This window comes from Oxalobacteraceae bacterium OTU3CINTB1 (genome assembly GCA_024123955.1).
GTDB lineage: Bacteria > Pseudomonadota > Gammaproteobacteria > Burkholderiales > Burkholderiaceae_D > Rugamonas.
The window spans coordinates 4,071,925-4,085,186 of record CP099652.1; the positions used below are offsets into that span (position 1 = coordinate 4,071,925).

The following is a 13,262-nucleotide window of genomic DNA, read 5'->3' on the forward strand; positions in this document are numbered from 1 at the left end:
CGATGGACCTGTCCATCCCGAGTTCGGCCCTGGAGGCCCGGCGCTTGCCGGCGCACGAAGCCTTGCTGTTGCAGGATCTGGTCGACGCGCTGTGGCTGGAGCAGCTCTACGAGTTCCGCCGCCATTGCACCTTGTCGTTCGACGAACAAGGCCTGGCGTCTCTCACCGTCAGCCTGGACGGCGAGCACGCGCTGCTGGTACCGGTGACGGTCGGCGCCGGCCTGCGTCCGCTGCGGGTCGGCGCACAGGCGCCGCGGCTGCGCACGGCGGCGGCCGACACCGCGCTGCGCCTCGACGAGGTGGTGTCGCACCTGCAAAAGGCGGCATGGTGGCAGGACCGGTCGGGCCGCTTCCTGCATTTCTTCGCATTGTCGCAGCGGCAGGCCAAGGCCGACAGCCTGCGCGAGCCGGCGGTCGTGGACGCGGTGCGCCGGGCGCCCGGCGCACTGCCACACTGGGAAGTGCTGAGCTGCTTGAAAGACCGGCCTTTCCATCCGCTGGCACGGGCCAAGGAATGGGCGGGTGAGTGCGGCCACGTGGAAGCTTACCTGCCCACGGCCATGGCGCCGTTTGCGCTGGTGTGGATCGCGGTTCCGCGCGCCCGCGCACTCGGCCCCGGCGCCGAGTGCACCGTCGATTCCGCACACGCATCCCAGCCGATCGCCGCCGCGCTGCTGGACGACACCCAGCACGCACGCATCGGGCAGGCGGCGCGCGTGCACCGGGTGGGCGATGGCGCGTGGCTCTGGATGCCGGTCCATCCCTGGCAATGGCGCCACCTGCAATCGGCCGCCGCCGCGCTGGTCGCCGATTGCGTGGTGCTTGGCGACGACTTCGGCCTGGCCGCGCCGACCGCTTCCCTGCGTTCCCTTTCCCTGCCCTCGCGGCCGAACGTCCACGTCAAGCTGTCGCTGTCGGTCAACACGCTGGGGGCGATCCGCACCTTGCCGCCGCGTTACCTGACCAACGCGGTGGCCGCCGCCGACTGTCTGAACCGCCTGCGGTCGCTGGACGCCTGGCTGGCATCGCATCTGTTTTTGTGCGATGAAAACCTGTGGACCGCGATACAAAGCGCCGAGGGCAGCGGCGACGCCGGCATGATCGCCAATTCCGGGGAGCTTGCCTGCCTGGTGCGCCGCTACCCGTCGCTGCCGAACAAAACGCTGATACCGATGGCGGCACTGCCGGTCCGCCTGCAAGACGGCTCGCTGCCGGTGTTCGACCAGCTGCTCGGCGACGCCGCGACGGCGGACCAGGCCTGGACGCTGTTCGACAAGATCGCGCGGCTGCTGGCCGGCGTCGGTTTGCGTTGCGCCGGTAACGGCGTCATGCCGGAGATGCACGGCCAGAACATCGTCATGGTGTGCGGCGAACGCTCGGTCGACGCCCTGCTGCTGCGCGATCACGACACCTTGCGCATCTGCGCCGGGATGATGGGCCGGCGCGGGGTCGCCGTGCCGCTCTACCACATCGACCGCAGCACGCCGAACACGCTCGAGCTGGACGGGCTGGCGCAACTGCTGTCCTACTTCCAGACGCTGGCGATCGAGGTCAACCTCTACGCCGTGCTGGCGGCGCTGGCGCAACGTTACGACCAGTCCGAGGCGCGCGGCTGGCGCATCGTGGGCGCGGCCGTCGAGGCGGCGCTGGACGAGGCGCCGATGCACGCGGAAGATCGCGACGACATGCGCCAACTGCTGCTGGAGCAAGCCGACTGGCCGTTCAAGCGGGTGCTGGCGCCGCTGCTTGCCCGCAAGGACTTCGGCACCGGGATGCCAAGCAGCATGGGCACGATCGCCAACCCGCTGCTGGCGCAAGGCGGCTGAATGGGCTGGCGCCACATCGACGCGCACCAGCGCAACGTGCCGCTGCTGCTGGTGTGCCAGACGCTCACCACGCTGTGCATGATGACCTTGGTGCCGATCATGCCGCTGTATGTCGCGTCGCTGTCGCCGGCCGGCCTGCCCGGCGACCCGGACACGCTGATGCGGTGGGCCAACGTGGCGCTGGCCGCCCCGGGGCTGGGTGCGTTGTGCTGCGCGCCGTTCGCCGGGCGCTGGTGCGACCGTTACGGCTACCGCCGCATGCTGCTGGTGTCGCTGGCGGTGTTCATTGCCAGCGTTGTGCTGATCGCGCTGAGCACCAACCTGGCCTGCTTCATCGCGGGCCGCTGGCTGCAAGGGGCCAGCGCCATCGGCCTGGTGCTGACGGCGTTCATCGGGCGCGCCGGCGACGACAGCGTGCGCGGGCGCAATCTCGGCCTGCAGGAAAGCGCGATCGGCGCCGGCGCCCTGCTCGGCCCCGTGATCGGCGGCGCGGTGCTCGACTACTGGTCGCTGCGACCGATGCTGCTGGCCACCGCGCTGTTCACCGCCATCGCCGCCGCCCTGCTGTGGCTTTGCACCAGCGAGCCGCGCGCTGGCGACCGCGCCGCCGAATCCAAGCCCAGGCCCAGGCCCGATCGCGACAGCGCTGCCGGGATCCGGCCATCGCCCTCGTCCGTCCAAGCGCACGAGTTTCGCGGTCTCGCCACGGTGATGCGCCACCCCGAGCTGCGCCGCTGGATGCTGGCCGGCTGCCTCACCCAGGCTGCCGGTTTCGCCATGCTGACGGTGTTCGCGCTGTATATCTCGGCGCGCTTCCCCGCGCTGCACGCGCCGGGCAGCATCATCGGCTCGCTGCACGCGCTCGGCTGGCTGGCCACCATCGTCGCCGGCCCTGTCTGGGGACGGCTCAACGACCGTGGCAAGGTACGGCGGCATTTCGCCATCGCGGCCGCCACCTGCGCCTTGTCGAGCGCCTTGCTGATGGCCGCCAATGCGCTGTGGGCGATCGCGCTGCTACGCCTGATCCAGGGCGCGTGCTACGCGGCGCTGACGCAATCGATGCTGCTGGCCTGCCTGCGCCAGTTGCCGGCGTCGGTGCACGGCCACGTCACCGGGCTGGGACGCGGCTTCATGACGGCCGGGCAGCTGCTCGGCCCGATGCTGGTGATCGCCTGCGCACCGCTGCTGGCGCCGCGACAGTTGCCCTGGCTGGTGGCGGCATTGTTCCTGATGGCAGGTCTGCTCGTCTGGCGTCCCGCCGGCCGCGCCCTGCCACTACATCACATTTAAGGAGGACTCGCATGTCTATAACGATCCAAACGCGCGACGGCGTGGCGCGCCGCCTGTCGGAGCAATACATCAACACCTGGTGCCGTGAAATGGCGCTGCCCGATCCGCGCCTGGCGGCGCTGGCGGCGCTGGAGGACCGCGACGCCGGCCTGGCCGCGCACATCGCCGAGTGGCGCGCCCGTGACTGGATGCCGTTCGCCGTCACTTTCTCCGGCGCCGGCGCACGCGTGGCAGGCGCGTTCGACTATTTTTCGCCGGTCGGCTACCATCGGCTGGCAGGCCCGTTGTGGCTGCGCGGCGGCGCCAGCGGCGCCGATGCGTCGGACTGGACGCGCATCGACGATGTCGGCACGCTGTCTGACCTGATCGCCGCCGAGCTGGCGGCGACCAGCACCGCACCGGGCGCCGCCGCCAACCGCGAGCGGCTGGCGACCTTGATGCGCAACAGCATCGCCAAGGTCGGCCGCTTTCATCGCGACCCCGTGGACACACCAAGGCCCGACTACGTGGCCTCCGAACAGGGGCTGCGCTTCGGCCATGTTTTCCACGTCACCTCCAAGGCGGCGGACGGCTTTGACGACGACGACCTGCGCGCGTACGCGCCGGAGCTGGGCGCCGCGTTCCAGCTGCACTACTTCGCCGTGCGCTCCGACCTGATGGACATGCGCGCGCTCGACCGCAAGGCGGTGCCGATCGACCCCGCCGCGATGCATTTCGCCGAAGCGCTGCTGCGCGAAGGTGATTACCGGCTGCTGCCATGCCATCCGTGGCAGGCCAGCTATCTGCTGGCGCAGCCCGACATGGCCATGCTGGTGCGCGACCGCGCGGTGATTTCGCTCGGGCCGCAGGGCGAACAGGTGTGGCCGACATCGTCGGTGCGCACCGTCTGGCTGCCGTCGCTGCAACTGTTCATGAAACTCTCGCTCAATATCCGCATCACCAATTTCGTGCGCAACAACCCCGACGAGCAAGTCGCCCGCGCGCTCGACGCCAGCGTCGCCATCGGCCTGCTGCCCGAACAGCGCTTGCGGCAAGACCATTTCCGCGTGCTGCGGGAGATCGGCAGCGAAACGCTCAAAGTGCCGAGTGCCGCGCTGCGCGCCGCCTGCGCCGTCATCTATCGGGAGGCCATGCCGGCCGCCGACACCACGGAGCTGCATCTGGCCGCCGCGCTGCTGGAGGAATCCGCGCTGGGCCACGTTCCGCTGCTCGACGTGGTGCGGCGCGCGGCCGGCGGCGCCGCAACGGACGCGGCATTCATCGAACGCTGGTGGCTGCGCTACCTCGACGTCACCCTCGTGCCGATGCTGGAACTATACGCCGACTACGGCATCAGCCTGGAGGCGCACCTGCAAAACTCGCTGGTTGCCTTCAAGGACGGCTGGCCGCGCCGGGGCTACGCGCGCGACATGGAAGGCACGTCGATCAGCCGCCAGCGCTTTCCGTTCGCCGACCGCCTCGCCGCCGACAGTCCGGCGCTGTACGACGAAGCGCAGGCCTGGCACCGCTTTCAGTATTACGTGCTGGTCAACCATATCGGCCACGTGGCCGCCTGCCTCGCGCGGCTCGGCGTGTGCGGGGAGGCGACGTTGTGGCGCGCGGCGGCCGAGCGCTTGCGCGCCTGCGAAGGCAACACGCGGCAACTGGTCGACACACTGCTGCGCCAGCCAACCCTGCCGGCCAAGGCCAATATGTTGAGCAGCTTCCGCCAGCAGGGGGAAACCCCGGCCTGGATCGCCATTTCCAATCCCCTGAAGACCTGAGACCATGCCGACATTTAGCCACCTTCATTACGAACAGTTGATTCGCAGTCCGGCCTACGGCCAGGCCAGCCGCCGGGTGCTCCGGCAATTGGTCGAAGCGCTGCTGTTCGAACGCACGCTCGCCGACACCGTCATCGACGGCGACCAGTTGACACTGTCCGGCCACGACCGCGACGGCGCCGCCGTCGCCTACCGTTGCCTGGCGCAGACGACGTTCAGTTTCGGCCGGGTGCGCATCGTCAGTGCCCTGATGCGCGTCGGCGCCGACGGCGTCGAGGTCGAGGCCACCGACCCCGCGCTGTTCCTGACCGAGATCTCCGGCCTGCTCAACGCCGACCCGCAGCGCTTGCAGCAATTCGCCGCCGAACTGTTGTCGACCCAGATCAAGGATGCGCAAACACTGTACTTCCGGGGCGCCAACCCGTTGCGCGACGCCCAGTACGACCAGATCGAGGCGCGCCTGACCGACAGCCACCCCTACCACCCGAGCTACAAGTCGCGGCTCGGATTTACGCTGACCGACAACGCCGGCTACGCGCCGGAGATCGCCGAAGCGGTGCGCCCGCTGCTGCTGGCGGTGCGGCGCGCGCAAGCCCATGCGGCCGTCGCCGGTGACGTGGCGGCGGCCGGCGACACCGAAATGCTGCTGCACCGGGACGACCTGCGCCACTTCCAGCAAGAGCTGTCGCGGCGCGGCCTGTCCGCCGCCGACTATCTGCCGCTGCCGGTCCATCCCTGGCAATGGGACGAAATCATCGCGCCGGGCTACCACCAGGCGCTGGCGGACGGTGATCTGGTGCTGCTGGGACTAATGACCGAGCAATATCTGCCACAACAATCGATCCGCACGCTGTCGAGCATGACGGCGCCCCGTCGCCCGTCGATCAAGCTGGCCATGAACCTGGTCAACACCTCGACGTCGCGCGTGCTGGCGCCGCACACGGTGCGCAACGCCGCCCCGATCAGCGACTGGCTGCGGGAACTGGTGGACCGCAGCGGCTGGCCGCTGCCGATGCGCCAACCTGTGATCCTGCGCGAGATCGCCGGCGTCGGCTACACGCGCCCGGCCGGCGCGGCGACCCAATACGGCGCGCTGGCGTGCATCTGGCGCGACAGCGTACACGCGCACCTGGCGGCGGGCGAGCGGGCCGCGCCGATGACGGCCATGCTCCACATCGACAGCGACGGCCGCCCGTTCATCGACGACTGGATCGCCCGCCACGGCGCAGAACTTTGGCTGCGCACGCTGGTCGAACGCGCCTGGCTGCCGGTGCTCCATCTGCTATGGTCGCAAGGCGTGGCGCTCGAATCGCATGCCCAAAACATGCTGCTGTTGCACGTGGACGGCCTGCCCGAGCGCGTCGCGCTGAAGGATTTCCACGATGGCGTGCGTTTCAGTCCGGCCCTGCTGGCCGGACCCGCGCCAGCGCTGACGCCACCGCCCGAAGCCCATGCGCTGGTCAATCCGAACTCGTTCCTCCAGACCGACGACGCCAACGAGTTGCGCGACTTCACCTTCGACGCGCTGTTCTTTGTGAACCTGGCCGAACTGGCGTGGCTGTTCGCGCGCTTCTACGACATGCTTGAGCCGCGCTTCTGGGACATCGTCGGCGGCGTGTTGCGCGACCATCAGCGGCGCCACCCCGACATGGCGGCCCGCTACGCGCTTTTCGATTGCTTCGCCGACGAGGTGGACATCGAACTGCTGGCCAGCCGCCGCTTCCAGCCGGAGATCCGATTGCGCACGCGCGCCGCGCCCAATCCGCTGGCAGTCAAAATGCCAGGACAAGGCGGCGCGGCATGAGCGCACCCGCGACCTCGCTGAAACACCGCCTGACGTTGCCGGCGCCGCTGTACGGACTGTTCTGCTCGACGCCGGCGGCGTTGACGGTCGAGCTGATCGCCGCCGCCGGCTACGACTTCGTGCTGATCGATCTGGAACACACGTTGGTCGGCCCGGCGCAGCTGGCGGCGATGCTGATGGCGGCACGCGCCAGCGGCATCGCCGCGTTGGTGCGGGTGGCGGCGCCGCACCAGGCGATGCAGGCGCTCGACCACGGCGCCGAGGGCATCGTCTTCGCGCGCGTGCGCACGGCCGCCGAGGCGGCGCTGGCGGTCGACGCCTGCCACTTCGCGCCGCGCGGCCAGCGTGGCCTCAACAGCACCTGGCACAGCGGCTACGGCCGCGACGACCTGGCCGGGGCGATGCGCGCGATGACGGCGCAAACGCTGGTCGTGGCGATGATCGAGGACGTCGAAGGTGTACGGCACGCCGACGCCATCGCCGCCGTCGACGGCATCGACGTGCTGATGGAGGGCGCTGCCGATCTGTCGCAGTCGCTCGGCCTGCCGTGGCAGACGCGCCATCCACAAGTGCGCGAAGCCGTCGACACGATCCACGCCGCCGCCGACCGCCACGGCAAGGCTTTCTGTGCGCTGCCGCGTGCGAAGGAAGACTTCGAGGCGGCGCGCCGCCGGCAGGTGCGCCTGTTCATCCTCGGCGACGAACGCGGCATCAGCCGGCGCGCCATGGCCGAACATCTGGCACAACATCAATCCAACGTGGAATAAAAGGAAAGCCGCCATGCGCGAACAATTAATACTCGACTACATCCAGGCCCAAACGGGACCGGCGTGCGCCTATCTCTACGATATGGTCCACCTGCGCGAGCGCGCGGCACGCCTGCACCGCGCGCTGCCGCCGCGCTGCAAGCTGTTCTACGCCATCAAGGCCAACAGCGACGCGCCGGTGCTGGCCGCCCTGCACGGCAATCTGGACGGCTTCGAGGTCGCCTCGCTGGGCGAAATCGACAAGGTGCGTGCGATGGGCCGCGACGTACCCGTCATCTTCGGCGGCCCCGGCAAGACGGATGCCGAGCTCGAAGGCGCGCTCGACCAGGGCGTGATGCTGATCCACGTCGAAAGCGAGCACCAGTTGCGGCGCCTGGACTGGCTCGCCGGCCGGCGCGGCGTGACCGCGCGCGTGCTGTTGCGCCTCAATCCGGCCAGCCTGCCCGGCGAGACCCGGGCCACCTTGCGCATGGGCGGGCAAGCGACCCAATTCGGCATCGACGAGGCGCGCATGCCGGCGGCCATCGCCCTCGCCCTCGACCTGCGCCACATCAAACTGGAGGGGCTGCACATCCACGCGCTGTCGAACAACCTGGACGTCGACGACCACCTGGCGCTGTTGCGGCACTATCTCGGGCTGGCGCAGGCGTGGCAGGATACCTACCGGATCGACTTCGCGTGGCTTAACGTCGGCGGCGGCATCGGCGTCAACTACGCCGAGCCGGCGCGCCAGTTCGACTGGCCGCTGTTCTGCACCGGCTTGGCGGGATTGATGGACCAATTCAAGCCCGGCTTCCAGCTGATCTTCGAGTGCGGCCGCTTTATCAGCGCCGATTGTGGCGTGTACGTCAGCGAGGTGATCGACATCAAGACCACGCACGGCAAAAACTTTGCCATCCTGCGCGGCGGCTCCCACCACTTCCGCCTGCCCGTCTCGTGGCAACACAATCATCCGTTCTCGATCGTGCCGCGCGAGCGTTGGCCCTATCCGTTCGCGCGCCCGGCCCTTGCCGGCGACGTGGTGACAATTTGCGGCGAGCTATGCACGCCGAAGGACGTGCTGGCGCAGGATGTCCACGTCGACCGGCTGCGCGCCGGCGACTGCCTGGTGTTCGCGCTGGCCGGCGCTTACGGCTGGCACATCTCTCACCACGACTTCCTCAGCCATCCGCATCCGGAGCGGCGCCACTTCGGGGCGTGAAGGAGATGCGGCGGACTAAAATCAGCGGGATTGAATCAGCTTAGCGGCGGCTGCGCCAGCACCACCGCCAGCAGGCCGGGAAAGCGGCCGTCGATGTCGGCGCGGCGCAGCGTGTTCATGTGGGCGGTGCCCGCCGTTTCCGTATGCACCAGCCCGGCGTCGCGCAGCACCTTGAAATGGTGCGATACGGTCGATTTAGGGCGACCGCCATCGAGCTCGCCGCAGGTGGCGCCGTCCACTTGCGCCAGATGCCGGACGATTTCCAGGCGTATCGAGTCACTGAGCGCGTACAGCACGCGTTCAAGCACGAATTCGTCGGGGGTGGGATGTTTGTAGGGACGCATGAGCAGAATCATACACCTTGCGCTATACTTCTTCCATCGTTCGTATATCTTCGAACTATCGTAATTATCAATAAACCACTTTTTGACAAAAAGGTCACCATGTCCGCCCTATTCCAGCCCTACAGCCTGAAAGACGTCACCCTGCGCAACCGTATCGCGGTGCCGCCGATGTGCCAGTATTCCGCCATCGACGGCGTGCCCAACGACTGGCACCTGTCGCACTACGCCAGCATCGCGCGCGGCGGCGCCGGGCTGGTGATCGTCGAGGCCACCGCCGTCGCGCCTGAGGGACGCATCACGCCGGGTTGCACCGGACTGTGGAACGACGAACAGGCGCAGGCATTCGTGCCGATCGTGCGCGCCATCAAGGCCGCCGGCGCCGTGCCGGGCATCCAGATCGCCCATGCCGGCCGCAAGGCCAGCGCCAACCGGCCGTGGGAAGGCGACGACCATATCGCCGAAGACGACGCGCGCGGCTGGCAAACGATCGCGCCGTCCGCCATCGCCTTTGGCGCCAACCTGCCGAAGGCGCCCAAGGCGATGACGCTCGACGACATCGCGCGCGTACGCCAGAACTTCGTCGACACCGCGCGCCGCGCCGTCGAGGCCGGCTTCGAATGGCTGGAGCTGCACTTCGCGCACGGCTACCTTGCGCAGACCTTCTTCTCCGAACACTCGAACCAGCGCGACGACCTCTACGGCGGGAGCGCCGCCAACCGCGCGCGCTTCCTGCTCGAGACGCTCAAGGCCGTGCGTGAGGTGTGGCCCGAAAACCTGCCGCTGACGGTGCGTTTCGGCGTGATCGAATACGACGGCCGCGACGAGCAGACGATGCTGGAGTCGATCGAACTGGTGCGCCAGTTCAAGGCCTCCGGCATGGACATGATCAGCGTCAGCGTCGGCTTCACGATTCCGGACACGTCGATCCCGTGGGGACCGGCCTTCATGGGGCCGGTGGCCGAGCGCGTGCGGCGCGAAGCCGGCGTGCCGGTGTCGTCGGCGTGGGGCTTCGGCACGCCGGCGATCGCCGAGCAGGTGGTGCGCGACCAGCAGCTCGACCTGGTGATGGTGGGCCGCGCCCATCTGGCCAATCCGCACTGGGCCTACTTCGCCGCCAAGGAGCTTGGCGTCGAGCGGGCGTCGTGGACGCTGCCGGCGCCGTACGCGCACTGGCTCGAACGCTACTGATCGGGCAAAGGCCTGCGCACGCGCGCGGCCAGCCACTGCGCGGCGTCGTCCACATAGGCGAACACCACAGGAATGACGAGCAGGCTCAGTACCGTCGAGGTGATCAGGCCGCCGATGACGACAATCGCCATCGGCGCCCGGAAGCTCGGGTCGGCGCCCCACCCCAGCGCGATCGGCAGCATGCCCGCGCCCATGGCGAGGGTGGTCATCACGATCGGCCGGACCCGCTTGCCGCAGGCGTCGATGATCGCTTCCGGGCGCGCCAGTCCGTGGTCGCGCCGGGCCAGGATGATGTAGTCGATCAGCAGGATCGAGTTCTTGGTGGCGATGCCCATCAACATGATCAAGCCGATCATCGACGGCATCGACAACGCCGTGCCGGTGAGGAACAGCGCCAGGAAGGCGCCCGGCACCGACAATACCAGCGCGGCCAGCACGGTCACCGGCTGCAGGAAGTCCTTTAGCAGCAGCACCAACACCATATAAATGCACAGCACGCCGGTCAGCATGGCAATGGCAAAGCCTGAGGCCAGCTCGGCCATGGACTCGGCGTCGCCGATCGACGCCCGCGTCACGCCCGGCGGCATCGTTTGCAGGCTGGGCAGCGCCAGGACCGCCTCCTCGATGTCGCCCAGCGCTTCTCCGTTGAGCTCGATCTCGAAATCGATGTTCCGGCGGCGGTCGTAGCGGGTGATCTCCGCCGGGCCGCTGCCGATCTCCAGGGTGGCGACGTTCTCCAGCGCCACGGCGCCGCGCGCGCCGGGCACCGGCAGGCGCTTGAGCGTGTCGAGGTCGTCGCGGGCGCCATCGGCCAGCCGCACCACGACGGGTACCTGGCGCTCGCTCAGGTTGAGCTTGGCCAAGTCCTGGTCGTAATCGCCCGCCGTGGCCACCCGCAAGGTGTCGGCGATGCTTGCCGACGTCACGCCAAGGTCGGCGGCGCGGGCGAAATCGGGCCGCACGACCAGTTCCGGCCGCAGCAGCCCGGCGCTGGAGGTGACCTCGCCCACCCCTGGCAGGCCGCGCAACTCGCGCTCGACCTGCTGCGCGTGGCGCGCCAGCGTCGCGCCGTCGTCCCCGTAGAGCGCCAGCACATAGTTTTCCGACTCCTCCATGCCGACCTTGACGCGGGCGGCCGGCAGCGCCGCCAGCGCCACGCGCAACTGGTTTTCAATGTGCTGCTTGGTCAGGCCCGGACGGGCGTCGCGGTGCGTCAGGGTCAGGGTCAGCACGGCCGTGCGGACGTCGGCCACGCCCGGCGGGCCGCCCATGTCGGCGCCCACGCCGCCGCCGACGTGGGCATAGACCAGCTTGACGTGGGGGTTGCGCATGGCGATCGCACGCGCCCGCTCGGCCAGCGCGATGGTGTCGTCCAGCCGTGCGCCGGGCGCCAGGCTGACGGTCGCCTGGGTCTGCCAGTCGTCGTCGGGCGGGATGAAGGCGCCCGGCAACGACGCCGCCAGCATGATGCCGCCGGCGAAGAACGCGGCGGCGGCCGCCACGGTCAGGCCCCGGTGGCGCAGGCACCACGCGGCCCAGGCCAGGTAGACGCGAAGCCAGCGCGGCGCCGGCGCCGGCGCCAGGTCCTCGGGCGGCGCGCGCAGCAGGTGGGCCGCCATCATCGGCGTCAGCAACCGCGCCACCACCAGCGAAAAGAACACGGCGGTGGCCGCCGTCCAGCCGAACTGGACGAAGAACCGGCCGATGGTCCCGCCCATGAAGGCGGTCGGCAGGAATACCGCGACCAGCGTAAAGGTGGTGGCCACCACCGCAAGGCCGATCTCGTCGGCCGCCTCCATCGCGGCGCGGAACGGCGTCTTGCCCATGCGCAGGTGGCGCTCGATGTTTTCGATTTCGACGATGGCGTCGTCGACCAGCACGCCCACCACCAGCGACAGCGACAGCAGGCTCACCGTGTTGACGGTAAAGCCCATCCAGTGCATCACGGCGAAGGTCGGAATGGCCGACAGCGGCAGCGCCACGGCCGCCACGAACGTGGCGCTCCAGTCGCGCAGGAATAAGAACACCACCAGCACGGCCAGCGCCGCGCCCTCGTAGAGCAGACGCATCGAGCCGTCGTAATTCTCGCGCACCGGGTCGACGAAGTTAAAGGCCTCGATGACGACGATGTCCGGGTGCTTCGCCTTGAGGCCCTCGAGTGCGCGCTGGACGCCCTCGGCGACGTCGATCTCGCCGGCGCCGCGCGCACGCGTGATCTCGAAGCCGACCACCGGCGCGCCATTCAATAGCGCGGCCGAGCGCGGTTCGGCGACAGTGTCGGTGACCGTCGCCACCCGGTCGAGCCGCACCCGGCGGGCGTCGCCCAGGGTCACGTCCAGCGTGGCCACCTCGGCGGCCGATTGCACGGTGGCGATGGTGCGCACCGATTGCTCGGCGCCGCCCAGGTTGACGCGCCCGCCAGGCGACTCGCGCTGGATCTGGCGCAGCTGGCGCGACAGGTCGACGGCTGTCATGTTCAGCGCCAACAGCCGCGCCGGGTCCAGGGCCACGCGCACCTCGCGTTGCACGCCGCCGGCCCGGCTGACCGCACCCACGCCGGGCACCGCCAGCAGCGTCTTGCCGACCTCGTTGTCGACGAACCAGGACAGCGCCTCGGCGTCCATGTCGCTGGAGGCGACAGTGTAGGTCAGGATCGGAGCGCCGGCCAGCTCCACCTTGCGAATCACCGGGTCGCGCAGGTCGGCCGGCAGGTCGGCGCGCACGCGCGAGACGGCGTCGCGCACGTCCTCGACGGCCTGCTGCGCCGGTTTTTCGAGGTGAAACTCGATCGCGATATTGGCGTTGCCGTCGGTCAGGGTGCTGCGGATGTGCTTGACGCCCTGCACGGTGGCCAGCGCGTCCTCGATCTTGCGGGCGACGTCGGTCTCCAGTTGCGCCGGCGAGGCGCCGGGCAGGTCGGCGCTGATGGTGACCGTCGGCAGCTCGAGGTCGGGAAAGTTCTGCACCTTCATCGCGCGGAAACCCATCAGGCCCGCGAGCGTCAACAGGATGAACAGCAGGATGGCCGGGGTCGGATTACGGATCGACCAAGCGGATATATTGAAATGCATCGGGTTCT

At 69.1% G+C, this 13,262-nt stretch carries 9 protein-coding genes; 7 read left to right on the forward strand and 2 right to left on the reverse strand.

Annotation, left to right across the window (positions count from 1 at the left end; translation table 11 throughout):
- Positions 1-2: 2 nt before the first annotated feature.
- The 6 genes from NHH73_17620 to NHH73_17645 are packed head-to-tail and all read left to right on the forward strand — an operon-like array spanning position 3 to position 8,651.
- Positions 3-1,826 (forward strand): siderophore biosynthesis protein, encoded by a 1,824-nt coding sequence (locus NHH73_17620; protein ID USX24438.1) that lies wholly within the window; start codon positions 3-5, stop codon positions 1,824-1,826.
- Complete coding sequence (locus NHH73_17625) at positions 1,827-3,116, forward strand: MFS transporter (protein ID USX24439.1); 1,290 nt, start codon at positions 1,827-1,829, stop codon at positions 3,114-3,116.
- A gap of 11 nt (positions 3,117-3,127) precedes the next feature.
- Positions 3,128-4,879: an IucA/IucC family siderophore biosynthesis protein gene (locus tag NHH73_17630; protein ID USX24440.1), complete on the forward strand. Its 1,752-nt coding sequence runs from the start codon at positions 3,128-3,130 to the stop codon at positions 4,877-4,879.
- Positions 4,880-4,883: 4 nt separating this feature from the next.
- The gene (locus NHH73_17635) at positions 4,884-6,683 is read left to right on the forward strand and encodes an IucA/IucC family siderophore biosynthesis protein (protein USX24441.1); all 1,800 of its coding nucleotides are present in this window, start codon (positions 4,884-4,886) and stop codon (positions 6,681-6,683) included.
- Entirely contained in the window at positions 6,680-7,450 is a 771-nt protein-coding gene (locus NHH73_17640; protein USX24442.1) for an aldolase/citrate lyase family protein, read from the forward strand. Before NHH73_17635 ends, NHH73_17640 begins: the two co-directional genes overlap by 4 nt.
- Positions 7,451-7,463: 13 nt before the next feature.
- Positions 7,464-8,651 (forward strand): type III PLP-dependent enzyme, encoded by a 1,188-nt coding sequence (locus NHH73_17645; GenBank protein USX24443.1) that lies wholly within the window; start codon positions 7,464-7,466, stop codon positions 8,649-8,651.
- 35 nt (positions 8,652-8,686) lie between these two features.
- Here the strand turns inward: NHH73_17645 and NHH73_17650 are convergent, their stop codons facing one another.
- On the reverse strand, positions 8,687-8,995 hold the full coding sequence (locus NHH73_17650; GenBank protein USX24444.1) for a helix-turn-helix domain-containing protein: 309 nt from the start codon (positions 8,993-8,995) through the stop codon (positions 8,687-8,689).
- Positions 8,996-9,094: 99 nt separating this feature from the next.
- Between NHH73_17650 and NHH73_17655 the strand changes: the two genes are divergently transcribed.
- The gene (locus NHH73_17655) at positions 9,095-10,183 is read left to right on the forward strand and encodes an NADH:flavin oxidoreductase/NADH oxidase (protein USX24445.1); all 1,089 of its coding nucleotides are present in this window, start codon (positions 9,095-9,097) and stop codon (positions 10,181-10,183) included.
- On the opposite strand, the gene NHH73_17660 is transcribed toward NHH73_17655, so the two are convergent.
- Entirely contained in the window at positions 10,177-13,254 is a 3,078-nt protein-coding gene (locus tag NHH73_17660; protein USX24446.1) for an efflux RND transporter permease subunit, read from the reverse strand. The two genes, NHH73_17655 and NHH73_17660, sit on opposite strands and share 7 nt — an antisense overlap.
- Positions 13,255-13,262: the final 8 nt, after the last annotated feature.